A 25,500-nucleotide genomic window follows, 5' to 3' on the forward strand; every position below is an offset into this window, starting at 1 on the left:
TCCGCTCCTTATTCTCCAACACCTTCCCGCTTCTTTAAGGAGACAGCATATGCAAGAACTGGCCTGCACCTGGGTTCCCGGCACCATCGACATCGTGCGCCTGAAAATCGGCAAGCGAAACATTGAAATGACCAGCACCCGCCTCAGCCGTATCTTCGGGCCGCATGCCCTGAACGACCTGTACCTGAAAGGCCGCGCGCTCATCACGGCCAATCCCGAACAGGTCTCGCTGCTCGCCTAATCCCCCTTTCAACATCACGCCGCCCTTTGTACCTGAGGGCGGTTTTTCTTTTGCAGGCACTACAGTAGAAGCAACATGAAAGCCAACACTGCTGCCGATCTGCGGGCCATGCTCCAAGACCTGAAAACTCTGGTGGACATCGAGTCGCCGTCCACCGACCTGGCCGCCATCTCGCGCGTGATGAACGTCGTGGAAGGCTGGGCGCGTGACCTCGGCGCAGAAACGCGGGCGCTGCCGGGCGGCACCCGCGAAATGAATTTCGGCGTACAGGACGGGCAGAAATACTTACTGGTGCTGGCCCACGTGGACACCGTGTGGCCCCACGGCACCCTTAAGCACATGCCGTGGCGCGAGGACGCCGAGCGGCTGTACGGCCCCGGCACCTACGACATGAAAGCCGGCATCGTGGGGGTGTTTCACGCCCTGCGCAGCTTCGGGAAGGTCTGGCCGGCAGGCGGCATTAAATTACTTGTTTCCCCGGATGAGGAAATCGGCAGTCCGACCAGCCGGAGCCACATCGAGCAGGCGGCGCGGCAGGCCCGCGTGGTGCTGGTGGTCGAGCCGCCCGTGGCCGACAGCCACAACCTGAAAACCGGGCGCAAGGGAACCGGGCAGTACACCCTGACCTTCACCGGCATTGCCAGCCACGCCGGCAACAAGCCCGCCGAAGGCGCCAGTGCCATCACCGCCGCCGCCGAGGCTGTCCTGGCCTTGCAGGCCCTGGCGCGGCCCGAGGCCGGCACCACCATCAGTGTGGGCAAAATCGCGGGCGGCACGGCCACCAACGTCGTTCCGGCAGAATGCTTTTTCGACATGGACGTGCGCGTCAGCACCCTCAGTGAGGCCGAGCGCGTGGACAAGGGCGTGCATGGCTGGAAGCCGGGCGATTCACGCGTGAAAGTCAAGGTGCAGGGCGGCCTGAACCGCCCGCCTTTCGAGCAGACGCCCGGCACGCTGGCCCTTTACGAGAAAGCGCGCGCCATCGCCGCCGACCTGGGCTTCGAGCTGGGTCACGAGGTGGTCGGCGGCGGCAGCGACGGCAACTTCACCGCGCCGCTGGCCCCCACGCTGGACGGCCTGGGTTCCCCCGGCGACGGTGCTCACGCCAGCCACGAACACGTCAGGCTCGACCGCTGGCCAGCGCACGTACAACTCCTGACCCGGCTCCTTCAGGAGGTCTGATGTTTGGGCTCTTCCGGAAAAAGCCGCCCGCCAACCCTTACGTGAAGCAGGACGACCCGCAGACCTTCCGGGTGCGTGTGAAAACCAAGGTTCACGGCGATCTGGTAGAAATCCGCTTCACGAAAAGCGCCCACATTGGCGTGGGCGACGACGGCAACCATCTTTTCCGCAAACCCATCGTGTCCGCCGAGCACTTCGACAAAGGTGAACTGGCGGTGCATTTCGACCGCGGCTACAACGTCACGGGCGTCGAGGCGGACGGCGTGGAATTTATTCCCGTGAGCGACTGGAGCTGAGAGGAGAAGCGCCTCAGTTTTGAAAGGTCGTGCGGGGCGGTTCGGGCAGGCGGTAGGCGATCAGGGCGCTGGGCACCAGCAGGCTCAGACTGGCCAGGGCCGCCGTGGTGGGGTTCGTCGCGTCGGCCAGGGCGCCCACCAGAAAGACCAGCAGGCCGGCCACGCCCCAGGAGAAGCCCATCATGATGCTGCTGGCCACCGCCACGTGCCCCGGCGCGTACTCCTGCGCGGTCACGACCCCCACCGGAATGCTGGCGTTGGCGGCCGCCCCCACCATGAAGGTCAGCGGGTAAAACCACCAGTGAGCCGGGCTGGACAGGATCAGCGCCGCGAAGAAGGGAATGGTGCCCAGAATGGCGGCGCGCAGCACAGGTGTGCGCCCGTAGCGGTCACTGTAGCGCCCGCCCAGAATGCCGCCGATGGCGCTGCCCACGGCGTACACCGCCAGCGTGATCCCGACCTCCCTCTGGCCGAAGCCGCGGGCTATCAGCATGAACGGCAGCATGGCGTTGTAGCCCATGCTCGCCAGGCTGCGCAGCACCGCCATACCCCACAACCACACGATGGGGCCACGAAAAATGCCGACGTACTCGGCCATGCTGTGCCGCCTGCCCTGCTGTTTGCCGCTGGGCGTCACGGCAAAAGTGATGGCCGCGACGCCCACGCCGATCAACGCGAACCAGGGCAGGTGCGTGAGCCCCACCCCGGCAAACACCGGCCCCAGCGCCATGCCGCCCGTGCCCCCCGCGCTGAAGATGCTGGCCCACAGGCCGCGTTTGTCCGGCGGGCTGTTCTGCGCCACGTAAGCGGCCCCGGCCGGATGGAAAAATCCACTGCCGAACCCTGCCACGGCCACCAGGAGCAGCAGCACGCCGAACCACGGCACGAACCCCATCAGGGTCAGGCCCACCCCGGTCATCAGCGGGCCCAGGGCCGCCGCGTAACGCCTGTCCACGCGCTCCCCCACGATGCCCAGCAGGGGCTGGAGGACACTGCTGGTCAGGCTGTAGATGCTGCCCAGTAAAGTCACTGCGGCGATGCTGACCCCGTATTTCTGCTGCAGGGCCGGCGTCAGGGGCGTCAGCATGGCCCCGTAAGCGTCGTTGATGAAGTGCCCGGCGGTCATCGCCAGGGCAATCGCCGCCGCGTAACGGGGCACCGACTGAACAGTCACGGAAGAAGACACGCCCTCACCCTACGCCCCGCGCGCGGCCAGGAAAGTGCGTCCGTCTCGGCAGGTTCGCCGCCCCTCATGGCGCCCCCAACCCCCGCGGTCTTCAACAGGGCTGCTCAACAGGAATTTGGCACGTTTCGGAAAACGCCAGCTCAGTAAGCTGGAGGTATGATTGAGACATTCCGTCAACACCTGTCACAGTCGTTCAGTTCGGAAGCGCAACTGGACGGTGCGGTGAGCGGATTGTCTGCCTTCGACTGGCAACCGGTCGCCGACCTGTTCGCCATGCGCCTGCCGGAATTCGACGCGGTGTACGCCCTGCCCGGTGCGGAGCAGCTGGGCGCAGAAATCGCGCAGGCGCGTGGCGTGCCCGAAGTCAGCCGCTCCGGCTGGCCGGGCGCGGGCGGCGAGGTGCTGATCCTGAGCGCGCAATTGAAAGACGGTCAGGCTGAAGAGGCCGTCTTCACGCAGGCCAGGGACTCAGGCTGGCAGGTGGCCCTGATCGCTGCCGCTGTCGAGTACACCAGTCTGGGTGGGCGCGCGCGGCTACACCGCCATGACGTGCCGGTGCGCGCCGCCGCGCAGGTCGCCACCACCCCGGGCGGCCTGATCTTCGAGCGCCGCGCTCCCGAACGCTGGAATCACTGATTCTGGGCGGCAGTGAAGCACCACGCGGGTCGGCTCAGAGCCCGACCTCACAGGAGGCCCATGTCATACCGTTTAGAGCGGTATGTTTCTCTTGCTCACGCTGTTCGGCAAAAGAGAAGGGATCACCATTTTCTTTTTCAGAGTGGTCTCAGATGCTCAGCACCCTGGCGCAGCGGTACAGGTCGTGGCTGACATCCTTGCTGTTCTGCCAGGTTTCAGGCAACGGCGTGTAGGTGATGCCGCCCGCCGTGCGGCCGACCATGACACCTTTCTGGCCGTCCATCAGGGCGTATACGGCTGCCTCGCCCAGGCGGCTGGCCAGAATGCGGTCGCTGGACACGGGCGAGCCGCCGCGCTGTATATGACCCAGAATGGACACGCGCGTCTCCAGCCCCGTTCCGGCCTGAATGGCGTCCCCGACGGCCTGCGCTCCGCCGTCGTAGCCCTCGGCCACGATGATGATGCTGCCTTTCTTGCCCTTCTCGACCGACTGCTTCACGATCTCCACGACGCTCTCGATGGGCTTCTCGTCCTCGGGAATGAAGACCTCTTCCGCGCCGCCGGCCACGGCGACGTCCAGGGCAATGTGCCCGGCGTGGCGGCCCATCACCTCGATCACGAAAATGCGTTCGTGGCTGGCCCCGGTGTCGCGCAGTTTATCCACGGCGTCCAGCGCGGTTTCCACGGCAGTGAAGTACCCGATGGTGTGGTCGGTGCCGTACAAGTCGTTGTCGATGGTGCCGGGCACACCGATGACCGGAATGCCGTGTTCCTCCTGAAGGTGGTAGCCACCGTGAAAACTGCCGTCGCCACCAATCACAATCAGGCCACCCACGCCCCACTCGCGCAGGTACCGGGCCCCTTCGGCGCGGCCCTCCGGGGTACGCCAGGTGCGGCTGCGGGCGGTCAGCAGAATGGTGCCGCCGCGCTGAATGGTGTTGGCCACGTCCCTTGGCCCCAGCAGGTGCATTTCGCCCCGGTGCAGGCCCGAAAAGCCGCGCCGCACGCCCACCACCTCGATACCCTGGCTGGCGGCGGCGCGAACGACGGCGCGGATGGCGGCGTTCATACCGGGCGCGTCACCGCCACTGGTCAGCACGGCCACTCGTTGGATTCCGGCGGGGTTGGGGTGAATTTCGTTGATTTCAATCATGGCTGGAAACCTCGTTCTCAAGGATTAGAGCAGTCCTCCGAATTATGCGCTCTGCGGAAGGGCACCCCAGAGCGCTCCATTCTTCATTCTGCTCGTCTGAATTCACTCGATCTGCTTGGAAAAAACCACTGCGTTCTTCTGTCAAATGCTTTAGGACGCGCTCAAGGCAGGTGGCGCCAGACTTCACTCACCCGTGGCTTTCAGGGCCAGGGCGTAAGCGTCATTCTTACGCAAACCGTGTTGTATCAGCTGGTCACGAATGTCCCGGACGCTCTGTCCATCCCGCGCCCATTCCTGCGCCAGCGCCGCGAAGTCCGGAGTGTCCGCCGCCGCTTCCTCCTCACTGCGCCCCGAGACGACCACCACGATCTCCCCTCTCACCTCTGTGGCAAAGGAAGCCGCCAGTTCCGTGAGCGTGGCGCGCCGGGTCTCCTCGAACTTCTTGGAAAGTTCGCGCGTCACACTGGCCTGCCGCCCGGCACCGCATGCCTGTGCCAGGTCGTTCAGCGTATCCGCGAGGCGGTGCGGACTCTCGTACAGCACGGTCGTCTCGGCGCGGGTGGCCAGGGCGTGGAGGCGTTCCTTACGTTCGCGCCCACTGCGCGGCAAGAAGCCCTCGAAGGTGAAGCGGGCCGTGGGCAGGCCCGACAGCACCAGTGCCGGGACGAAGGCCGTGGCCCCCGGCAATACCTCCACCGGAATGTCCAGCTTGACGGCGGCCCGTACCAGTTCCGCGCCGGGGTCGCTGATGCCGGGCGTTCCGGCATCCGACACGTAGGCCAGGCGGGGATGCTGTTCCAGCACCTGTTCGGCGCGGTGCATGGTGTGCGCGTCCAGGCGCACCAGCGGGCGGCGCAGGCCCAGGTGAGTCAGCAGCGCCCCGGTGCGGCGCGTGTCCTCGCAGGCTACGGCGTCCGCGCCGCGCAGCACTTCCACCGCCCGCAGGGTGATGTCCCCCAGGTTCCCGACAGGCGTGGGCACCAGCCACACCCGCGCGTCCTGGGCCGCGCCCACTTCTGGCGGCATCAGGCGGACGGTTCGGCGGCCGCGCTGCCCATCTCCAGCGCCAGGCCAGGGTTGGCCTCAGGTTTCACGCGCACCTTGACCTTGCGCGAGGAGCGCTTGATGGCGTTGGAAATCTTCGCCCGCAGCAGTTCAGTTTCCCCGACGGTCACGGTGACCACCGTTCCTTCCGGCAAGCGCGTCCCGATAACGACCACCACGCCGTTTTCCACGACACCCTTGTAGGCCCTCACATTGACTCCTGTTTAACAGACGGCCTTTGCATCCTGACCATTCTGAACGTTTTTGCGGCCTGTGTCATGTTGCCGCTCATGAACGGGGGGGCGCCTGGCCCGCCTGCTTTTTCGCGGCGGCTTCCCTCGCGCGGCGCTGACGCCTTTCCGCCGCGCCCAGCGCTTCTTGCAGCGCCACGATCTCGGATTCGCGCGCCCCGCCCAGCCGCGCGTAGCGGTCGATCACCTCCGCCGCCTCGCGCCGGCGCCCCAGCCGCAGCAGCATGGCGCCCAGATGCTCACCGTTCACAAAGTAGGCGCGGGGGTTTTCCGGGTCGGCCTGCACCTGCTCGCGCGCCTGTGCCAGCAGGGCCAGCCGCGCCGAGTGGCGGTTCACCTGCCAGCGCACGCCATACGCCGCCAGCGTGAAAATCACCACTGCCCCCAGCACCGAGGCCGTCAGCGCCTCGGGCACGCCCAGCTGCGCTGCCAGCCGCACCGATACCGGAAACATGAAGGCCAGCATGACCACCACGGCCAGGGTCGCCGCGTAATTCACGCCCGCTCCACTTTCAGAGCATTTGACAAAAGAACGCCGTGATTTTGTCCGAGCAGCGCGAGTGAATTTAAATGAGCAGGACGAAAAATCGAGCGCTCTGTGGAAGGGCACCGCAGAGCGCGTAATTCGGAGAACTGCTCCAGCATACCCACCATTTTAATACGGCCTGCGTCCAGGGCACGCTCCCGCTGCCGATTCCTTATCCTGAATGTCATGCGCCTGCACCTCATTACCGTCGGCGAACCCAAACTTGCGTACGCCCGCGCCGGCTGGGACGAGTACGAGAAACGCCTGCGCCGCTACCACAAGGTTCAGGTGACGCGCGTCAGCGGCAAAACCCAGGCCGCCGAAAGCGAGGCGGTGGCCCGCGCCGCCGGCAAAGCGCCCCTGATTCTCCTCGATCCACGCGGGCAGCAGTTCACCAGCGAGCAACTTGCCCAGTACCTCGACGCCCAGGCGCTGGGCGGGCACGGCGAACTGGCCCTGGCCATCGGCGGCCCGGACGGTCACACCGAGCCGCTTCGCCAGCAGGCCCATCACCTCTGGAGCCTGAGCCGCCTGACGCTGCCGCACGACCTGGCCATGCTGGTGATGACCGAAGCCCTTTACCGCGCCGCCACCATCAGCGCCGGTGAACCCTACCACCGGGGGTAGATCAGGAGATTCAACTGGTCAGCTGCGCTGGACGGGACACCTTATCGATGAAGTGGCTATGCGTCGCGTCCGCCATGCTGGCTCCTGACTGCTTATTCCTGAGGGCCTGCCGACGGGCCGTTCACGAAGTTCGCCGGGCGTTTCTCCTTGAAGGCCGTGACGCCCTCCAGGTGCTCCCAGTGATCACCGGCACGCTGTTGCAGGTCGGCTTCCAGGTTCAGGGCCTCGTTCAGGCTGCCGGTCAGGGCGGCGTTCAGGGCCCGTTTGGTCAGGGCCAGGGCGTTGGCCGGCCGGGCCGCCAGACGCTCGGCGTAGGCCTGCACGTCCTGCCGGAAGGTGTCGTCCGGGTACACCGCTTCGCACAGGCCCAGGCGCAACCCGTCCTCGGCGCGTACCTTCTCGGCCAGGGCCATCAGTTCGAAGGCCCTGTTGAACCCCACCAGGCGCGGCAGAAACCACGTGCTGCCGCTGTCGGGAATCAGAGCGATGTTGCTGAACACCTCGACGAACACGCTGGACTGCGCCCACAGGCGAATGTCACCGGCCAGGGCCAGGCTGGCTCCAGCCCCCGCCGCCACACCATTCACGGCGCTGATGACCGGCTTGTTCAGGGTGCGCATGGTACGGATCAGGGGGTTGAAGGTCTGGTGCAGGTGCTCGGTGAAGGACAGCCCCTGTCCGGACACGTCGCCCAGATCCTGACCGGCGCAAAAGCCCCGGCCCTCGCCGGTCAGCACCACCACGCGCACCTGCGGGTCGGCGTCGGCCCGCTGAAGTTCGGCGGTCAGTTGCAGCAGCGTGTCGGCGTTGACGGCATTGAGCTTGTCGGGCCGGTTGATGCTGAGGGTACGGACACCGGCACGGTCTTGCACCAGGATATTGGGCTGTTCACTCATGCCTCCAGGGTAACGCCGACACGCTGCTACACTCGCCCGGTATGCCTGAACTGCCTGTCATTCTGGCGCTGGACGTCAGCAAGAACCGGATCGGCTTCGCCGTGAATCAGGGGCGGCTGGCCTTCGGGCGAGGCAGCGTCGACCGCAAGCGCCTGCCGCTGGATTTAAAGGCGGTGCGCCTCAAAGTGGCCGAAACCGGCGCGGCCGAGTTGCTGCTGGGTCTGCCACTCAGCACCGACGGCAAGCGCAACCCCGCGCTGGATCGCGTCCGGGCCTTCGGGCAGGTTCTGCTGGAGAAAGGCTACGTGGTGCGTTACCAGGACGAGCGGTTCACCACGCGCCGCGCCCGCGATCTCGGGGTCAACGATCTGGACGAAGCGGCCGCCGTGGAGATCCTCTCATTGTTCCTGCTGGGTCAAGATGAGAACAAAGAAGATTCATAATTTTTTAATCTTTCTCAGGAATAAGTCTCGGATGAGTGAACAGGATCAAAAATTTAAGAATGAAGTTTCCCTATGCGGCTTCTCTTTTCTATAAGGAGCAGACGGCGCGGCGTCAGGAAAAACCCATATGGAATGTCCTAAACGGCCTGAAGCAAAGCGAAGACACCCAGGAAACGGAGGCATCGCAGCCGCCGATCTTCTTAAAAATGATTCGAAGCTGATGATGAGGGAAGTGAACTGTCGTCCTGAAGGCACAAATCTTCTTGACACCTCATAAGCCTCATCCTGTATACTCCCACAAGGATTTCATCCTGAACTAACGTGGCTTGACTGGGCAAGTGAACAACTGGGTGGACAGGAAACCCGGCAACTGGATCCAAACCAGCGTTCTACGAAACCAATCAACAGTCCACGGATAGGGAAGGCAACGGGGAATCCCCACTCTTTCTCGGAGGAAGTATGAAGAAAAACGTCGCACTGATGGCCCTGACCGGCATCCTCACCCTGGCGTCTTGCACGCAAACGGATCCGGCAGACAAGACGAACCCTGTGGTGAATCTGACGGCCAACCCCACCTCGCTGGCTAAGGAAGGTGGCACCACCACCCTGACCGCCAGCGCGTCCGACAACGTTGCCGTGACCAAGGTCGAGTTCTACCGTGACGGTGCCAAGATCGGCGAAGACACCACTTCACCGTTCACGTACGTTGACACCCTCGCTGCCAACGCCACGACCTCTACCAAGAGCTACAGCTACACGGCCAAAGCTTTTGACGCTGCGGCAAACAGCGCCACTTCCTCGGCCGTGGCCGTGACGGTGGCTGCCACGACGGGCGGTCCTCCTCCTATCACTGAGGGTGAAGGCTACAGCCTGGCAATTACCAGCCCGACTCCCGGTCAGACCGTCACTGGCAACAGCGTGCAGCTGACCTACACCTACAGCGGACTGACTGACTTGCAGTGCGGTGTTGACGGAAGCCTTAAAGCCCCCACCAACCCCGGTAGCGCCAGTGGTGCCTGCACGGTCGATCTGAGCGGCGTTGCCAACGGCCCCGTGAAACTGGTCGTAACCGGCAAGGACAGCAAGGGCACCGTTCGCACGGCCTTCGTGACGGTCACCAAAGCTGTCACCAACCCCACGCCTAACATTACCCCTGCCTTCAATCCCGAGCAGCAGATCACTGATACTGCTGGAACCAACGGCGTTGATTACACCAAACCAGCATTTGCGCAGGGTGCCTGGCGCATTATCCCGCAACAGATTGATGATAGTGGTTATACCCCTGTGGTGTATGCCCGCGGTAAGGTCTGGGTAGACGCTGGCCCCAGCAGCGCGAGTCGCGTTGAACTCTGGGTCTCCAATACCAGCAATGGCCCTGCCCGTCTCTACCTTTACGATGGTGCGCCCAAGAGCAAGGCCGTGATGTTCGATACCAATCAGCTCAATGGCGACCAAGGTAAGGTGCTCTACCTCGTCACCCGCACTTACTCTGGCTCCAGCGTTAAGACCAGCTCCTTTGCTTTCATTGTCGACAACTCTGCGGCCGAGCCTGCCGATCCTGAAATTGATAAGGGCACCGGTACAAATGACCGCTTTATCCGTGATCTGCGCGGCGTCAAGGACGCCAACTGGGCACGTGGCACCATTATCAACTACATCAGCAACAATGACCTGAAGGACATGGCTGGCCCTCTGCCTTCTGGTGTTGATCGCGTCACCTTCTACTACGTTCCGAAAAGTAAGTACAACCTAATCAACGCCTTGCCTAACACTCTGGGCCGTGTCGCTCAGATCAAGAGCAATGCCACGAAGTCTCGCGCCGTTGAAGCTGCTGGCCCTGATGGCAAGTGGCTGACCACTTACGACAGCGTCGCAGAGAAGGATGTTGAAGGTGCAACCTATTACATCTATGCAGTAATCACCGATCAGCTTGGCAATGAAGTCGACAGCACCTACTTCCAGAAGGTTTCCTTCGACAACTTCGCTCCTGCTGTCAGCGCCAATCTGCGGGACACCAGTCCTTACCCCTACGCTTCTTGCGCTCCCACGAAATACATCAGTGACTGGTTCAAGTTTGATGTCCAGGGTGCGTCTGACAAGGGGGTTGGCTTCGTAGCTGTGGATGAAACCCTTGCTCCAAACAATGTGATTAGCCTGGATGGTGTGTCTGTTACGTTGACTGGCCCTGTGGTGAACGGTGTGGTTCCCACGATCGTTGGTCCTGCTGCCAATGAATACGACTCCAACCTGGTGTCGGATGGCAACTACAAGCTCAATGCCCGTGTTTCCGACTTGCTTGGCAACACCGTTGATCAGCAGATTGGCGATTTCGTGATCGACAACACCGACCCTGCTGTCAACTTTGTCAGCCCGCTGCCTGGCCAGACGATGACCAGTGGCGATCAAGTGCGCGTGAATGCTCAGGTCACTGAAACCGGTGCTGGCGTTGACCCGAACCGCACCGTGATGATGTGGAACGATTACGCCAACAATGCTCCCTCTGTTGTACGTACACGTGCCAACGGTTATATTGGCGCTCCCGTAGAATTTGCCAAGGGCAGTGATGCCCTGTGGCGCGCGATGGCTCCCGACAACTTCAACCAGAATGTTGACCTGGTGAATCTCGTTGTGGACTGTGCGGGCAACGCCACCATAGGCACGCGTACTGTTAATGTTAATCCTCGAGTTCCAGTGAGTGCTGCAAAACTGCCTTTGCTGGGCCAGTGGGATACTTACAAATATGGCAGCGTGCCGGTCTACACCCTGCCTACTCAGACCGTTCTGCACAACTTCTTTGGTGATGATGGCATTGTCGATTTCACGGGTGGAGTTGATGGCCTCTTCACTGCTGATATTGCCGTTAACGGTACTAGCACTCGAGCTGGTAGTGGATCGAACATCGATACCGTGGTCTTCCACCGTCAGTACTTGACGGAAAGCTGGAACAATATTGTGGCCTGGCAGACCGGCAAGTTCCCTGATGGAACTCCTTCTGGTTACACCTACGCCAGCAAGATGCTTGACCCGACCATTCAACGTCAAGGGAATGCCCTGGCGGCCACCCGCGGCTTGCAATGGGTTGGTAAGACAGACGCTGCCGCCGGTGCTACGCCGCTGTTCAATATGGTGCCCACCCAGACCTCGGCTAACTTCTACCGCATGACTGGTAACTACAAAGACCTGGAACACGGCGTAAGTGGCGTGACTGGCCTTGTTACCGATACCTTCGGGATGTACAGTTACACTATCGAAGAAGAATATGGGTACTCTGTCAAGAATACGACCAATGCCACTACCCTGGCTGGTTCATACACGGCAGGCATTAGCACTGTTAAACTCGATTTCTCAGTCGCTACGTATATGCCGCTGACAGAGGAAGCTGCAGTAAGTGGTTATCATCTCCAGGGCTCTACGAACGGTACCTCCTTCGTGGATCTCGATCCTTACACCACCTGGGATAAAGCGAGTATTCCGGCGGGCACTTCCGACCTGCGCGTTACCTACTCCGTTCCTGAAACTCCTAAATACACGTACTTCCGTTTGAAGCTGTCGAGTGGCGCAGACGTGTTCTATAGCCAAGTTTTCACGCTGAACGTTCAATAACCGTTCGGAATGTAAAAGCCTCCCCCAGGGAGGCTTTTTTTATGGTCTGCAATTTTGCCCGCTATACTGACTGCACCAGCCGACAATTGCCCATCAAAAAAACTTCTTTACTATGGAGACCACCCATGCAGTCCAACATGATGCCGGTTCCCCTGACCATTCCTTTCATTCTGGAGCGTGCCCGTACCACTTATGCGGCGCGTGAAGTGGTGAGCCTGCTGCCGGTGGGCCGCAACGAGCAGGGGCAACCCATTCCGGGGCGCCACAGCACGACTTACGGCGCGGTGGCCGAGCGTGCCCTGCGGCTGGGCGCAGCCTTGCAGGCGCTGGGGCTGGCGCAGGGTGAGCGGGTGGCGACCCTGGCGGTAAACAGTTTCCGTCACCTGGAAGCTTACCTGGGCGTGCCGAGCGCGGGGTTCGTGCTGCACACCGTGAATATTCGCCTGCACCCGGAGCAGGTGGCGTGGATTCTCAACCATGCTGAAGACCGCGTGCTGCTGATCGAGAACGTGTTCGCGGCGATGATCCCGGCTCTGCGGGCGGCCTGCCCGAAACTGGAGCACATTTACGTGCTGGGGCCAACGCCACAACCCATTGCGGGCGTGGAGGGGTATGACGAGTGGATTGCCGGGCATGACCCCCTGCGGCAGTACCCGCCGCTGGACGAGAATGCAGCGGCGGCCATGTGTTACACCAGCGGCACCACCGGGAACCCCAAGGGCGTGCTGTACAGTCACCGCAGCACGGTGCTGCACTCGCTAGCCAGCGCCCCGAAGGACGCCCTGAATGTGGGCGAGGCGGACGCGGTACTGCCCATTGTGCCCATGTTCCACGTGAACGCCTGGGGGTTGCCGTACACCTGCGCGATGTTCGGCGCGAAGCAGGTGTTCGCGGGGCCGTTCACGGACGGGCCGACCCTGGCGAAACTCATGCAGGACGAGGGGGTGACCATCACGGCGGGCGTGCCGACCATCTGGATGGGCCTGCTGGCCGAACTTGACCGCGCCCGCAACGACGGGCAAGCGTACGACCTGTCACCGATGGAGCGCATGATTGTCGGCGGGAGCGCCGCGCCGGAAGCCCTGATTCGCAGTTTCCACGAGCGGCACGACCTGAAACTGGTGCAAGCCTGGGGCATGACCGAAACGCACCCGCTGGGCACCGCGAGTACCGTGCCGCCGGGCGTGGACGCCCGCAGTGACGAGGGCTACGCCCTGCGAGCCAAGCAGGGCCGCGCCGTGCCCCTTGTTGAAATTGAACTGCTGAACGAGCAGAACGAACCTGTCCCGCACGACGGGCACACCATGGGCCGCCTGATGGTGCGCGGGCCGTGGGTGGTGGACAGTTACTTCAGGGACGAAGGCCAGCAGAACTTCGTGACGCTCGACGGGCAGTTGTGGTTCGATACCGGCGATATCGCCACCATCAACGAGAAAGGCTTTATGCAGATCGAAGACCGGGCCAAAGACCTGATCAAGTCGGGTGGCGAGTGGATCAGCAGCGTTGACCTGGAAAACGCCATCATGGGTCATCCCGCCGTGGCGCAGTGCGCCGTAATCGCCATGGACGATGAGAAGTGGGACGAGCGCCCGCTGGCGGTGGTGGTGCCCAGGGCCGGGCAGACCGTGACGCACGCGGAAATCGTGGAGTTCATCGCGCCGAAATTTGCCCGGTGGTGGCTGCCGGACGCCACGGTGCTGACCGACAACATCCCCATCGGGGCCACCGGAAAGTTCCTGAAACGCGAACTGCGTCAGGAGTACCGCCACTACAAGACAAAGGACTTCCCTCACCGCGCCGACACCTTCTGAGGGTTGATGCCAGAAGTCGTCCCTCTTTGGAAGGATTTCGGCGCTCTGGGAAAGGCTTATCTTTCCGGCATGACTAAAGCACTCCTGCTTCTGTGCGCCCTGACCGTGACTGCTTCCGCCGCCCGCCTCGACATCCAGGCCGGCACCACTGGCCCACACTTCATCGCGCAGCCGGCTGTCAAGGCTCGCCTGGGCCAATTGCTTGGGCCGGCGCGCCTGACGCGGCTGCAAAAGGACTTTCAGACGGTATCGACCGTGCAGAACAGCCCCAGAGTGGCCGCATTCAGCGGCTGTCAGGCGCACGACTGCGGCGCGAATGACGCCGTGGTGATCTACGACCGGGCCAATGACGCCCTTCAGGTGGTCATGCATGTCAAAGGCCGGAAGTTCACGTACACCGAGAAGAAATCCTTCAGCAGCAAGTTCTTTAACACTGACCTGAACACCCTGCTGAGCAACTGACGCCTGCCAGCAGAACAGTAGGCCGCCGTACCCGTACAATCGCGGGTATGGCGGTTTCTGTTTCTGGGCAGCAGGTGACTTTTTCTCCCCCGGCGGGCGCGGTGGGCCTGGTCGGGGACATGACCGACTGGCGCAAGCGTGAGCCGATTCTCGTGGTGGCTGGCCAGCCTATCGTACTCACGTTGCCGCGTGGGGCGTGGGTGGAATACGCCTGGGTGGGCGCGGACGGCGAGGCGTTCGCCGACCCCGACAATCCCCGGAAGTCGCTGAACCCCTGGTGGCCCTACCCGCGTGCGGCGGTGGTGGGCGAGTACGCCCGGCACGCGGTGTGGCAACAGCCGGACGCCACGCAGAAGGGGGAAACGCGGCGCCTGACCTGGGACGGCACGGTGTTTCCGGGCAAGCGGCGGGCCATCGTGCAGTTGCCTTTCGGTCACGACCCCAGTCGGCCCACACCTGTCTATTACGTGCAGGACGGCGTGGCGTTCTACCGCACCGGCAAACTGGGCGAGGTGATGGATCGGTGTGTGCAGGCGGGGCTGGCGTCGGGCGCGGTGCTGGTGTTCGTGGAACCCGGCGACCGCAACGAGGAGTATTACCTGAACGACCGCTATCTGGACTTCCTGCAACAGGAGGTTTTCCCGCAGGTCGAGGGCCAACTGGTCATGGTATCTGAGCGTGGGCTGTGGGGCGCGAGCCTGGGCGGCCTGATTTCCCTGTACCTGGGCAGCCGGCACCCGGAGTTGTTCACGCGCGTGGTCAGCCACAGCGGGGCCTTCATTGCGCGGCCCGGCGCGACGTACCCGAACGGCGTGATCGACAGCACCACGGCGGGCGAGTGGCTGCGGGAGCAGCTGGAAAAAAGCCCACCCAGGCACCTGAAAACCAGTCTGGACACCGGCACCCTGGAGTGGCTGACCGGCCCGAACCGCCGCATGGCCGCGCAGTTTGCCGACCAGTTCCTGACGCACCAGTACCGCGAGTACCCCAGCGGTCACAACTGGGTCACCTGGCGCGAGGCCCTGCCCGAAGCGTTCCTGTACATGCAGGGCACCCATCAGGCGACGGCCCGACCAGCAACGGGCACGGACGGGGATGACCTGCGAAAAGCAGTCGAGGAGACTGTCAGGGCCCTCCGCGCCGAAGGCGGCCTGAGTGACGGACAGATCAACGCCCTCCTTGAACAGGAGTTGAAAAGACCCCTCTAGCGCAGAGCGGACGGGCAAAGCGGCGAGAGCGGGCGGCGGTGTCTCCAAGTTGCCCGCTCCGACGTGGAAACCTGCTCCAGGACGCCTGGCCCGGCGGTCACTCACCACTTCCGCCTCACCAGCCGGCATAGTCGGGGCGATGAGCCGTTCCTTTGCCATGCTTCCGCTTCTGCTGGCCTGCGCGGGCAGTGCCGGCGGTTGGTCGTTGACCTACCCGAACAGCACCACCACCATTCACGAGCGGGCCGCCGAGTTGCAGAGTGCGGAACTGCGTGGCGTGCAGGTCATTCAGAACCACTGGAGCCTCACCGCAGCCAGCAAAACAGGCACGGCGACCAGCCAGCCCATCAGCGTGGCGGCGTTCGATGAACTGGTGCCGTCGTGGAACAGCGTGACCGGGAAGGCGGGAAGCGTCACCGTGGAGGTGCGGGTGCAGACGCCCACCGGGTGGAGCCGCTGGTACTCGTTTGGCACCTGGAGCGCCGCAGCGGGCCGCAGCAGCGCCGGCAGCCAGAAGGACAGCGCGGGGCAGGTGAATACCGACACCCTGCGCCTGAACGCCAAGGCCACGGCCTTCCAGTACCGCGTGACGCTGCGCGGCGAGGGAACGCAGGTGCGGCTGGTGGGGTTCAACACCAGTGACCGCCTGAAGCGCACCGTCGCCCTGGGCCAGAGCAGCGATAAGAAAGCGTGGGGAAAAACCAACGTGGTGCCCCAGCGCTCGCAGATGATCTACCCGGACGGCGGCGAGGTGTGGTGCAGCCCCACCAGCGTCAGCATGATTCTGGCGGATTACGGCGTGAACATTTCCGTACCGGAAGCCGCCAGAGGCATGTATGACAAGGCTTACGACGGCACCGGAAACTGGCCTTTCAATACCGCTTACGCCGGGGAACTGGGCATGCGGGCCTTTGTGACGCGCCTGCCCAGCCTGGCCGCCGCCGAGAAATTCACAGGGGCGGGCATGCCGCTGGCCGTCAGCCTGGGCTGGAAGAAAGGCGAGCTGCCCGGCGCGCCCCTGGACTGGAGTGACGGTCACCTGATGGTGCTCGTCGGCTTCGATGCCAGGGGAAACCCCATCCTGAACGACCCCGCCGCCCCAAACAACGACACCGTGCGACGCACCTACCCGCGCGCCGCCTTCGAGAAACTGTGGCTGACCCACAGCGGCGGCCTGGCGTACGTCATCGCCCCGCCGAGCGCAGAATTGCCGTAAAGGGCTGCGGGGGACCAAGGAGACTAAAACAACGTCCTGTTCATCGATTCCCTCGATTTACAGGGCATGATCTTTTCCACAACCGACAACCCTCTAGACTCTGGCCATGTTGTTTCCGACCACCTGCCCGAATTGCCTGCGTGAGAACCGGGCGGAGTTCACGGACAGCAGCATCCATGAGCTGACGTGCCCGAACTGCAAGGCGCGCTACTGCGTGTTCGTGCGCAAGCAGAAGTTCGAGATGCTGTTCGACCTGGGCACACGGGCGCTGCTGGACGGGTACGCGCGCGAGGCGGTCGCCAGTTTCGCGGCGGCGCTGGAGCGGTTTTTCGAGTTTTACGTGCGGGCTTTCGCGCTGGAGCGGGCCGCGCAGCGTGGCGAGGAGTTCGGTGAGGCACTGGGCACGCTGAACGCGGCGTGGCGGCACGTGGTGAGCCAGTCGGAGCGGCAGGTGGGCATGTTCGCGCTGGCCTATCTGCTGCGCGAGGGCAAGGAACCGGAGTTTCTGAGCGGCAAGGCGCTGGGCACGGACTTCCGCAACAAGGTGATTCACCGGGGCTACATTCCCGGCCACGCCGAAGTGGAGGAGTACGCTGCCCGCATTTTCGCGCTGATCGACCGCCTGCTCAGCGAACTGGGCGACACGGCGCAGCACGCGGAGCTGGCGCAGGAGAAACTGTTCGCCGATCACCTGGCAGCGTTGCCGGACAGCGTGACCGCCATTTTCGAGGAGCATCCCGGTATGTTCCGCGCCCGGCGCTTCGGGCAGGAGCACCTGGCCAAATCGCGCCCCTCACCCGCGAACGTGAGGGGCCCGAATGTGGGGGGCAGTGCGGCGCCCCTGAACGATGCACAGGCCTTCCAGCAGGCCCTCAGGGAGCGCAGTCAGGGCCTGCGTCACTTCAAATTCAAGTAGCTTGACTCTGAGTCGCCTGCCAGAACGCGAGGGTCTCCGCCGCCTGGTCGGCGTGCATCTGCTCGACCAGCGCGCCCCGGTAGGTGACGACGCTTTTGCCCTCGGCTCGGGCCACGTTCCAGGCGTCGAGCAGGTTCCGGGCGTCTTCCGCTTCGGCCTGGGTAACGCCGAAGACGGCGTTGGCGGCAGCGACCTGATCCGGGTGAATGACGGTCTTGCCGCTGAAGCCCAGCAGGCGGCCCTGGTCGCACTCGCGGGCGAAGGCGGTGGGGTTACGCACATCGTTAAATACAGCGTCGATGGGCTGTTTTCCGGCGGCGCGGGCGGCGACCACCACAGCGGTTAGGGCGTACAGCAGTGGCAGGCGTTCGGGGTGGGGCCTGGTTTTCAGTTCGCGGGCCAGGTCGTTCGCGCCGACCAGCAGGCCGCGCACGCCCGGCGCGGCGGCAATGGCGGGGGCGTTCAGGACGCCCCGTGGCGTTTCGATCATGGCCCACAGGGGTAGGCGAACGTGCAGGTCGAGGACGGTCTGGGCCTCCTCGACTTTCGGCAGCACCAGACCGTCGGCGCCCGCCAGCAGCACCATGTCGCGGTCGTCGTGTTCCCAGGGGGTGTCCAGACCGTTCACGCGCACCAGCACCGGGCAGGGCCACTGGCCCCTCAGGGCCTCGCGGACGTTCTGGCGGGCGGTGTCCTTGTGTTCGGGGGCCACGGCGTCCTCCAGATCAAGGATCACCGCGTCCGCGCCGAGCGTACGGGCTTTCTCGATAGCGCGGGGTTTGTCACCCGGCACATAAAGCATCGAGCGCATGGGTTTAACGCTCATGGCCGTGCTCCCCGCGTTTCCGGGCGGCACTGGAAACCAGCAGGAACGGCAACAGGGCCAGCACAAAGTTCAGCGGGCGTTTCATACGTCCATTATTCCCCAGATGCTGGCGGGCGCGAGTTCCAGCACGTTGCCGGCAGGATCTTTGAAGTACAGGCTCTCGCCGCGTTCACCCCAGGCGTAGCGCGTGACATTCAGGCCCTGCGCCTGAAGTTTCTTCTCCCACTCGTCGGTATGGTCGCGGTCAATGGACAGGCAGGCGTGCCCGCCCGGCCTCCCAGCGTGCGCGGGGACATCACCGGGTCTGGCACTCGCGGCGGGGTTGAAAATAAGGAGCATGCTGCCGTCCAGCCGGTAAAACAGGTGCCTCCCCTCCACTTTGCTGTAAAGAGCCAACCCCAGCACTTCCGTGTAGAACTGTTCAGCCGCGGCCAGATCATCGGCGTACAGGCAGGTTTCCAGGGCACGCATGCCTTCAGTGTTCCACGCCGTTCCCGTTTCCGGCGCTTTCCTGGCTGGGGCCTTCTTCACTGCTGCGGCCAGTCCCGGCGCAGCAAGGCCAGTTTCACGCTGTCCCAGCGTCTCCCCTGCCAGTGACGGGCTTCAGGAATGCGGGCGCACTCGTGGTAGCCAGCGCTCTGCGCCGAGCGGATCAGGCGTTCGTTGCCGGACCAGGTGGTGAGGGTGATGACGTGGGCGTCCGTTTCCTGAAAAGTTCGCGCCGTCCACTGGCGCAGGGCTTGACGGCCCAGTCCACCGCCCCAGTGCTGCGGGTCGTAGATGACGATGCCGAGTTCCCACCACCCTCCTCCTGCCGGCGCTTCCTCGTAGCGCGTGACCATGCCGATACATTCACCGTTCAGGGCAATGATCTGGCGGTCGGGGCTGTGGGCCACGGTCTGGGCTTTCTCCAGATAAGCTTCGTAACTCATGGGTTGCGGTTTACTGGCGAAGTACGGGCCGTCCCAGCGCATCCACTCCGGGTTTTCTTCGCCGTGCAGCCAGCGCCACAGCGTGGGCAGGTCAGCGTCCTGACGGGAACGAAGGGTCAGGTTCGTCAAGGCAACGCCTTCAGCCAGGCTTCCAGCACGGCGTTAAACGACTCGGGTTGCTCCAATTGGGGCAAGTGGGCAGTTCCGGGCATAACGTGCAAACTGGCATCTGGAATGCTGCGGGCGGCGTACTCGCTGTTCTCGTGGATACTGGGCAGGTCGAGGTCGCCCACAACCAGCAGCGTGGGCACCTTGATGTCGTTCAGGCGCGGATAGGCTGGTTCAGGTTCGGTTTCATCGCCGGGGTTCTCGGCTTTCAGGGCCTTCCCGTTCATCTCCAGAAGAAGCTCGCGGAGTGGCCCGCTCACCCGTCCCGCCGACCGGCCGGGGCCGTCGAGCCACAGTTGGGCTTCCAGTTCGTTCAGGCTGTCCAGATCACCGGCCTCCAGCGCGGCGTCCATCTGCTCGTCCAGGCGCAGCACTTCGGGCGGCCACTGCGTCAGCCTGGGGGAACCACTGATGGCCGTGCCAATCAACACCAGCGCCCGCACGCGTTCCGGGTCGGCCAGGGTGAAGTCCAGCGCCAGACGTCCACCTTTGGAATTGCCAACCAGGACGGCCTGCTCCAGTCCGGTGGCGTTCATGACGGCCAGGACATCCTCGGCAGGGGAGTAAGGCTCGGGAGTCGACGTGGTTTCGCCGTATCCACGCTGGTCGAAGGTGACGACCGGGTGAGCGGTCTGAAAATGCTGCACCTGCGCGGCCCAGGCGCGTTGATCGGCGACCCCGGCGTGCAGGAACAGCAGCGGTAGGCCGTCCCGTGACCCGGACGAGCGCACGGCCAGTTGTGCCTGACCACTGGGCACGGTCAGGGCCATCAGGGCAGCACCAGGCGGGGGGCCGGGCCGGGGCCAAGGGCGCGGCGCTGCACTTCACGCAGGGTGGTTTCACCCGTTTCCTGGATGCCGTGCTTGCGGAAACTGGTGCTCAGGCTCTCGGCGTCGCGGCGCAACAACTCGCGGAAGTGCGGGTTCTGACGGGTGGTCAATTGTGGAAAGTCGATGATGATCACGGTGTTCTCCCACCAGAGAAGGTTGTAGGTGCTGTAATCCCCGTGCGCGTACCCCAGCCGCAGCATGTCGGCCATACCGTTCAGGCTCTGGTTCCAGGCACTGCGGGCCTGTTCGGGGGTGAGCCTCGCTTCGCTGAGGCGCGCGGCGGGCTGGTCTTCCGTGCCGATCAGGCGCATCAGGACGGCGGGAACGGTTTCGGCATAGGCCTTCACGTTTGGCCCTACCAGGGGTTCGGGAACGCTGAGCCCGGCCTGCCAGAGGTGCCACAGGTGCGCCCACTCGGCCATCACCCAGTCGAATTGCAGCATCTCCAGGCCCTTGCGGCTGCGGTTATGCATGGCCCGCGCTGCGCGTTCATCCAGAACAACTTGCCCTTCGCGGTAGATGGCGTCGTTCTTGAAACTCCGGGCGGCAAAATCCCGGTAAATCTTGAGCAGGGCCGTTCCTTTGTAAGTGTTGGCAATGTACGCGGTGGCTTCCTTGCCACTTTTCAGTTCTGCCAGCACTTCGGTAATGAACCCGCCGTCGGTCAGGCGGCGAATCATGTCGTCCGCGATGTCCTCAGGTTGCTCGGCGGTGAGGTCGGTGATTCGGCGGCGACCTGCGGGTTTGGTGTGTTTGCGGCGAAGGCGCTGTTCGCTCTCGCCCCACTGGTCTTCTGACCAGCGGGCGCTCATCGTAAAGCTCGCTTACAGGGGTCGATGGATCCCGAAGGCGGTGCCGGTGTCTGTCCTTGAATCAGCAAAATAACTCCGTTCTGCGCGATTGAAACCTTGGGTTGCGGCCGTCTGGGTGTCAATAATGTTGATTTCAGTCATAGTCAGCACCTCCTTTACGGGTGATGTCCCTACCGTAGCAGGTCATTGTGGGCATCGTCACTAGGCATAAGTGCCTAGCCGTTTGGCTTCAAAGGCGACCGGCTTGAACTAGGGTGGCCCAGCTGGTCATACGCAATGGCTTTAGACAGGTCGGTGGGGTTCCCGACCCTCCTTTTCATCGTCGCCATCCCGCGTTTTCTTCTTCTTGCCGTCTTGGGCAGAACGGATGCCCACAAGGGCGCCCCCGTCTCTCCATGAGATGCAACGTCCGTGGCCGCAGGCAGGCCAGACTGTACCGTCACCCCTCAGTTGGCGGCGGTTTTGCCCAGGTTGGTGGGAAACACCGAAATCGTGTACTCATCGGTGGCATTGGGAAGCCGCAGCAGCTTGCCGGCAATATTCCGAGTCACCGCCAGGTTGACGGTGACGCTATTGACAGGATTGGTCAGAGAGGAGGCAGATCCATTGGCAGTCCCATATCCGAACATCGTGTAAACATTGCCCGTTGTGGTAAAGCCTGTCGTCAAGGTAGTGGGAGCTACGTAATCAGTCAACAGATTACTGGTGCTCCCGTTTGGAGGGGCAGGCAACGTAGACGGTGGAAAAGACGTAGGACTAGAGGATATCAGACCACGATACTCGGCCAGTACCCAGGTGTCGTCATTCGGAGCATCCGGCCCTGGATTCCGCCAACTTTCCGAAAGTGTCGCGGCTACCCAGACACTTCTTTTCACAGGAAAGTAGGCCAGAAAACGGTAGCAGCCGTTCTGACTCGGGCCCGTGGTCGCCGTGCTGGTCGAGGTGGAATTACAGGTGTTGGTACTGCTACGCGGAGGCAATAGCATGGCGAGGATAGGATCAGTTCCAACTGTCCAAGTGTTACCCCCAGCAGGACGTCGTGTTAATGCCGTATCCGTCATTTTGATGGTCTGGCCCTGAGGGTAGATATACCAGGCTTCCTTCAGCTTACCGGCGATCAATTGCTGGGCGTTCAGCGTTTCCTGTTGCAAGTCAGCGCGCGCAGACGACTGCATTGACGCCTTCGAGGACTGCATGAAAAAAGAGACGAGAGCAGTCAGAATAATGCCCATCAGGGCCATGCCGACCAGCAGTTCAATCAGTGTCAGTCCCTGTCTTTTCCCTTGCATTATTGTGGCCTCAGGACATCAAGCTCAAGTTTGACATCACGAGCACCCACGACCTGATTGGTTCCGGAGAGTGTCCCCGTCTGAACCACGATCCGACGCATGGTTGGTATTGCCCCACCCGTCAGCGCAGCATTCGTTGCAGCGGTACTGCAAGTCGCCTTCTTAATATCGTTTACTGGGGCAGAACTGGCCGGGCTGGCGACAGCATTGGCCTGGGTAATGGGTTCAGCGCGAGTACTGAGGTTAATGAACTTGGCCGTATAACCAGGAGGTAGGGTCAGGCCTGGCACACAAGCCTGATCATAGTTAGCTGGGGTGCTGCCAGAGGCGGGGACAGCCCAGGCTTTCCTGACCTGCTCAATGACATCTTGCACGCCGCTGGTCGTTCCCAGTTCCTGCTGAGCCTGCTGGTTCAACTTGAGCGAACCGGACAGCGTGGAGGACAGCACGACCATCAAAATACCGAAAATCAGGATGGCCACCAGAATCTCAATGATGGTAAACCCGCTGCGATTGCCGTTCATGATCCCCCCGCCACAATGACCTTCCCAGTCACACCCACAATGCGCACTTCAATGGAAGGCAGACTTGTCATGGGACTCCTTAAAGTGAACACATTCCCGGTTGCGCCCAGTTCACCATAAGGCGCAGTGTAGGTCACCTTATTAGTGATACTGCTGCCACTGCCACAGCCGGTGGTGCAGGACATACTCACCTTATTGACCACCGGACGCGACTGACCAGCCACGCTGTAAGCCGTGATATTGCCATTTGTATCCAGAGTCCAGTCGATAGCCACATCTGCGCTGCCGCGCTGCGCCTGCGAACGTGCCCGGCGAAAGTCCGAGGCGACCTGATTGGCGGCTTCACGCAGTTCAGCTTTGCGGATGCTGGAGATCACATTCCAACCGAAAATGCCAGCAAGAATACCAATAATGGCTAACACGATAAGAATTTCAACCAGAGTAAAAGCGGAAATCTTCATTAAAAGTCAGCAGCCTTGCCCTGTCGGGTAGCAATATTATCAAATTTCTGCAAAGTACTACGAGCGTCCAAAAGCTCCCATTTAGGAGATACGGGAAAATACGGTGGAGCAAGACCTTCTTGGAAACGCTTATCGTAACTGAAATCACGACTATAGTTCGATGGATTTGCGGTACCCACAGCACCATAATATTTCTCAATTACTCCCCCAACCAAGTTGATCGGGCCACGGTTTCCACCAGTATTATGGTTATAAACATGAAATTCTTTTTCACTTGCCATTAATGCCGCATGGATAACAACATTGTTGGGAGCCTGCTTCATGATCCTTATATACTCAGACTGACTATATAAACCAAGAACATTCTTTCTATCTTTACAAGGTGGGTTAATGTTTTGTGTCTCATAAACACTATTGCGACAAGGTGTCTCAGCGAGCGCCAGATCAGAGCGAATTTTTATATCCTTATCAGAAGCTAGCGTAAGTCCCATAAATGACGCGACAGCGGGCTGCGCCAAGGAAGAGTTGTCCGTACCTGCCGCTCCTGCGGCTGTCGAACGGTTAGTTTGAGGCCCAATCACTGACTGAAATCCATTCTCCGCATAAAGGAGTCCATTAAATTTGTCGGGCAACAATGACCATCCGCTTCCGGCCACTACATCTTTCACACTAATATTTTTATTTTCATCAATCCTATACAGGTATTTGCTATAATTATACGAGCAGCCGTTTACATTGATAGCAGTTTCATTACAAGTTTTACTGGCAATAGGCCTAATAAATTGATATTCTGTTTCTCCTTCGGGAACAATCCACTTGCGATTAACTGGATCATACTGCGTCAGAGCAGTACCGTTGCCATAGCCCGCAAACAATTGCACACCATCATTAGCTCCCAATCTTAATCCTTTTCCTCCTTCTGGTAGAGCAGCATTATTTTCGTCAAGACCATCAACCGCTTTAATTTGATTAGTGGAATTTGTTGGCAGCGGTAGCCAACTATCAGCAAAATTGGGATTGTAGCCATTAAAATTTACAGAAGTATTATTTTTTACATAATTAGTTATCCCGGCGCTCTGCTGCGCAGATGTTCCATTAAAATTTTTATTAAGTGTTGTACCCAAGTATACACCGTAATCATGGATACAATCTGTAGAAGTATCAGTAATAGAATTTAGGCTGGCCGTAGTACAACCAGCACTACTAACTATCCCTTTAAATGTTGGCGCCCCTCCGAAAGAAAAATAGCCATTGGTATGAACAGGGCCATCATAATTGATGCCAGTTAAAAATTGAACTACGCTTCCAGCAACACTTTGGTGGATATCAGTAAAAAGTACATTATCCAATAGTGAGGGCTGAACAATGTCAAACCACCATTCAGATGCATCCGTTGGGGACGCGGCAATAACACGCGAAGAAGACCCAATGGTGCCTCGACTCATCATATTGCTAGATTTAAAGAATATGCGGTAATGATCAACTTCCAATTTTAAGATTCGAGAGATGTAAATTTCGGATTTAGTTTTCACAGATGCTGCATCTGTTTGGACTGTCTGAGTAAACAATTTGCGCCAGAATTCATTTTTCGCTGTTTCAGTAAAACTAGTTGGCCTCTCTAAATTTGGAAGCGCCTCATACGCTGCATCAGTAAATATTTTTGAAAAGAGGATGTAGTCGCTATTAGTCGTGCCAGTTTTTAAATTGCACGACTTTGCATAAGGATAAGATTTATTTTTCGCCGGGTCTTTATCAATATGTTTATAGCCACCCGATACTGCCACCCAAGTGTCAGCGGGACTGGCTACATTGACATTACATAAGGCTTCGACCCCTGACGGCCTGACAAATTTTATGAGAAGACGTCCCCGATAGGGGATAATTTCTGTTTGTGACGACAAAAATGCTCCTCGGGGACGTACCCCGACTCTACCAGAATGTCCGCCCCTTCCTCAGTTCCC

General features: G+C 61.2%; 28 protein-coding genes. 13 read left to right on the forward strand and 15 right to left on the reverse strand.

The genetic code is table 11. The features are described from left to right. Positions 1-49: 49 nt before the first annotated feature. The 3 genes from E5Z01_RS09585 (at position 50) to E5Z01_RS09595 (ending at position 1,719) form a co-directional block, all read left to right on the forward strand. The gene (locus tag E5Z01_RS09585; RefSeq protein WP_135229150.1) at positions 50-241 is read left to right on the forward strand and encodes a hypothetical protein; all 192 of its coding nucleotides are present in this window, start codon (positions 50-52) and stop codon (positions 239-241) included. Positions 242-316: 75 nt separating this feature from the next. Continuing rightward, entirely contained in the window at positions 317-1,423 is a 1,107-nt protein-coding gene (locus E5Z01_RS09590) for a M20 family metallopeptidase (protein ID WP_240738276.1), read from the forward strand. Next, the gene (locus E5Z01_RS09595; protein ID WP_135229151.1) at positions 1,423-1,719 is read left to right on the forward strand and encodes a hypothetical protein; all 297 of its coding nucleotides are present in this window, start codon (positions 1,423-1,425) and stop codon (positions 1,717-1,719) included. Before E5Z01_RS09590 ends, E5Z01_RS09595 begins: the two co-directional genes overlap by 1 nt. 13 nt (positions 1,720-1,732) lie before the next feature. On the opposite strand, the gene E5Z01_RS09600 is transcribed toward E5Z01_RS09595, so the two are convergent. Beyond that, positions 1,733-2,845 (reverse strand): MFS transporter, encoded by a 1,113-nt coding sequence (locus E5Z01_RS09600; RefSeq protein ID WP_135229185.1) that lies wholly within the window; start codon positions 2,843-2,845, stop codon positions 1,733-1,735. Between the two features lie 216 nt (positions 2,846-3,061). Here E5Z01_RS09600 and E5Z01_RS09605 point away from each other — a divergent pair, with 216 nt between their 5' ends. Then, a complete protein-coding gene (locus E5Z01_RS09605) occupies positions 3,062-3,541 on the forward strand; it encodes a hypothetical protein (RefSeq protein ID WP_135229152.1) in 480 nt (159 codons plus the stop codon). A gap of 148 nt (positions 3,542-3,689) precedes the next feature. Here the strand turns inward: E5Z01_RS09605 and pfkA are convergent, their stop codons facing one another. From pfkA to E5Z01_RS09625, 4 genes are all read right to left on the reverse strand, one after another. Continuing rightward, complete coding sequence (gene pfkA / locus E5Z01_RS09610) at positions 3,690-4,694, reverse strand: 6-phosphofructokinase (protein ID WP_135229153.1); 1,005 nt, start codon at positions 4,692-4,694, stop codon at positions 3,690-3,692. A gap of 183 nt (positions 4,695-4,877) precedes the next feature. Then, positions 4,878-5,720 (reverse strand): 16S rRNA (cytidine(1402)-2'-O)-methyltransferase, encoded by an 843-nt coding sequence (gene rsmI / locus E5Z01_RS09615; RefSeq protein ID WP_135229154.1) that lies wholly within the window; start codon positions 5,718-5,720, stop codon positions 4,878-4,880. After that, a complete protein-coding gene (locus E5Z01_RS09620; RefSeq protein ID WP_135229155.1) occupies positions 5,720-5,950 on the reverse strand; it encodes a hypothetical protein in 231 nt (76 codons plus the stop codon). Before E5Z01_RS09620 ends, rsmI begins: the two co-directional genes overlap by 1 nt. A 76-nt stretch (positions 5,951-6,026) precedes the next feature. Beyond that, positions 6,027-6,488 (reverse strand): hypothetical protein, encoded by a 462-nt coding sequence (locus E5Z01_RS09625; RefSeq protein ID WP_135229156.1) that lies wholly within the window; start codon positions 6,486-6,488, stop codon positions 6,027-6,029. 213 nt (positions 6,489-6,701) lie between these two features. Between E5Z01_RS09625 and E5Z01_RS09635 the strand changes: the two genes are divergently transcribed. Further along, the gene (locus E5Z01_RS09635; RefSeq protein WP_135229158.1) at positions 6,702-7,142 is read left to right on the forward strand and encodes a 23S rRNA (pseudouridine(1915)-N(3))-methyltransferase RlmH; all 441 of its coding nucleotides are present in this window, start codon (positions 6,702-6,704) and stop codon (positions 7,140-7,142) included. Positions 7,143-7,234: 92 nt separating this feature from the next. Here the strand turns inward: E5Z01_RS09635 and E5Z01_RS09640 are convergent, their stop codons facing one another. Further along, positions 7,235-8,038: an enoyl-CoA hydratase-related protein gene (locus E5Z01_RS09640; protein WP_135229159.1), complete on the reverse strand. Its 804-nt coding sequence runs from the start codon at positions 8,036-8,038 to the stop codon at positions 7,235-7,237. A 41-nt stretch (positions 8,039-8,079) separates the two neighbouring features. Here E5Z01_RS09640 and E5Z01_RS09645 point away from each other — a divergent pair, with 41 nt between their 5' ends. The 8 genes from E5Z01_RS09645 (at position 8,080) to E5Z01_RS09675 (ending at position 17,697) form a co-directional block, all read left to right on the forward strand. Next, on the forward strand, positions 8,080-8,481 hold the full coding sequence (locus tag E5Z01_RS09645; RefSeq protein ID WP_135229160.1) for a RuvX/YqgF family protein: 402 nt from the start codon (positions 8,080-8,082) through the stop codon (positions 8,479-8,481). A 59-nt stretch (positions 8,482-8,540) separates the two neighbouring features. Further along, on the forward strand, positions 8,541-8,702 hold the full coding sequence (locus E5Z01_RS19495; protein ID WP_167757853.1) for a hypothetical protein: 162 nt from the start codon (positions 8,541-8,543) through the stop codon (positions 8,700-8,702). A 238-nt stretch (positions 8,703-8,940) separates the two neighbouring features. Beyond that, positions 8,941-12,084 (forward strand): Ig-like domain-containing protein, encoded by a 3,144-nt coding sequence (locus E5Z01_RS09650; protein WP_135229161.1) that lies wholly within the window; start codon positions 8,941-8,943, stop codon positions 12,082-12,084. 125 nt (positions 12,085-12,209) lie between these two features. Then, positions 12,210-13,895: a long-chain fatty acid--CoA ligase gene (locus E5Z01_RS09655; RefSeq protein WP_135229162.1), complete on the forward strand. Its 1,686-nt coding sequence runs from the start codon at positions 12,210-12,212 to the stop codon at positions 13,893-13,895. 69 nt (positions 13,896-13,964) lie between these two features. Next, on the forward strand, positions 13,965-14,357 hold the full coding sequence (locus E5Z01_RS09660) for a hypothetical protein (RefSeq protein ID WP_135229163.1): 393 nt from the start codon (positions 13,965-13,967) through the stop codon (positions 14,355-14,357). Positions 14,358-14,404: 47 nt separating this feature from the next. Continuing rightward, complete coding sequence (locus tag E5Z01_RS09665; protein ID WP_135229164.1) at positions 14,405-15,565, forward strand: alpha/beta hydrolase; 1,161 nt, start codon at positions 14,405-14,407, stop codon at positions 15,563-15,565. A gap of 139 nt (positions 15,566-15,704) precedes the next feature. Then, on the forward strand, positions 15,705-16,781 hold the full coding sequence (locus E5Z01_RS09670; protein WP_240738277.1) for a peptidase C39 family protein: 1,077 nt from the start codon (positions 15,705-15,707) through the stop codon (positions 16,779-16,781). 106 nt (positions 16,782-16,887) lie between these two features. After that, positions 16,888-17,697 carry a hypothetical protein gene (locus tag E5Z01_RS09675; RefSeq protein WP_135229165.1) on the forward strand — a complete coding sequence of 270 codons (810 nt, stop codon included), beginning with the start codon at positions 16,888-16,890 and terminating at the stop codon, positions 17,695-17,697. On the opposite strand, the gene E5Z01_RS09680 is transcribed toward E5Z01_RS09675, so the two are convergent. The 9 genes from E5Z01_RS09680 to E5Z01_RS09720 all read right to left on the reverse strand — a co-directional run bounded on the left by E5Z01_RS09680 (position 17,690) and on the right by E5Z01_RS09720 (position 25,323). Further along, entirely contained in the window at positions 17,690-18,523 is an 834-nt protein-coding gene (locus E5Z01_RS09680) for an HpcH/HpaI aldolase/citrate lyase family protein (RefSeq protein WP_135229166.1), read from the reverse strand. The two genes, E5Z01_RS09675 and E5Z01_RS09680, sit on opposite strands and share 8 nt — an antisense overlap. A gap of 81 nt (positions 18,524-18,604) precedes the next feature. Next, positions 18,605-18,994: a VOC family protein gene (locus E5Z01_RS09685; protein WP_135229167.1), complete on the reverse strand. Its 390-nt coding sequence runs from the start codon at positions 18,992-18,994 to the stop codon at positions 18,605-18,607. Positions 18,995-19,050: 56 nt separating this feature from the next. After that, entirely contained in the window at positions 19,051-19,584 is a 534-nt protein-coding gene (locus E5Z01_RS09690) for a GNAT family N-acetyltransferase (protein WP_135229168.1), read from the reverse strand. Beyond that, on the reverse strand, positions 19,581-20,393 hold the full coding sequence (locus E5Z01_RS09695; protein WP_135229169.1) for an alpha/beta fold hydrolase: 813 nt from the start codon (positions 20,391-20,393) through the stop codon (positions 19,581-19,583). The genes E5Z01_RS09690 and E5Z01_RS09695 overlap by 4 nt, the downstream gene beginning before the upstream one ends. Continuing rightward, positions 20,393-21,265: a serine protein kinase RIO gene (locus E5Z01_RS09700; RefSeq protein WP_135229170.1), complete on the reverse strand. Its 873-nt coding sequence runs from the start codon at positions 21,263-21,265 to the stop codon at positions 20,393-20,395. The genes E5Z01_RS09695 and E5Z01_RS09700 overlap by 1 nt, the downstream gene beginning before the upstream one ends. A gap of 446 nt (positions 21,266-21,711) precedes the next feature. Continuing rightward, positions 21,712-22,554, reverse strand: a complete 843-nt coding sequence (locus tag E5Z01_RS09705; RefSeq protein WP_135229171.1) for a PilW family protein — start codon at positions 22,552-22,554, stop codon at positions 21,712-21,714. Next, positions 22,554-23,078, reverse strand: coding sequence for a PulJ/GspJ family protein (locus E5Z01_RS09710; RefSeq protein ID WP_135229172.1), 525 nt, complete (start codon positions 23,076-23,078; stop codon positions 22,554-22,556). The genes E5Z01_RS09705 and E5Z01_RS09710 overlap by 1 nt, the downstream gene beginning before the upstream one ends. Further along, positions 23,075-23,539, reverse strand: coding sequence for a pilus assembly FimT family protein (locus E5Z01_RS09715; RefSeq protein WP_135229173.1), 465 nt, complete (start codon positions 23,537-23,539; stop codon positions 23,075-23,077). Before E5Z01_RS09715 ends, E5Z01_RS09710 begins: the two co-directional genes overlap by 4 nt. Next, on the reverse strand, positions 23,539-25,323 hold the full coding sequence (locus E5Z01_RS09720) for a DUF4900 domain-containing protein (RefSeq protein WP_167757854.1): 1,785 nt from the start codon (positions 25,321-25,323) through the stop codon (positions 23,539-23,541). Before E5Z01_RS09720 ends, E5Z01_RS09715 begins: the two co-directional genes overlap by 1 nt. Positions 25,324-25,500: the final 177 nt, after the last annotated feature.

The sequence above is a fragment of the Deinococcus fonticola genome (assembly GCF_004634215.1).
GTDB lineage: Bacteria > Deinococcota > Deinococci > Deinococcales > Deinococcaceae > Deinococcus > Deinococcus fonticola.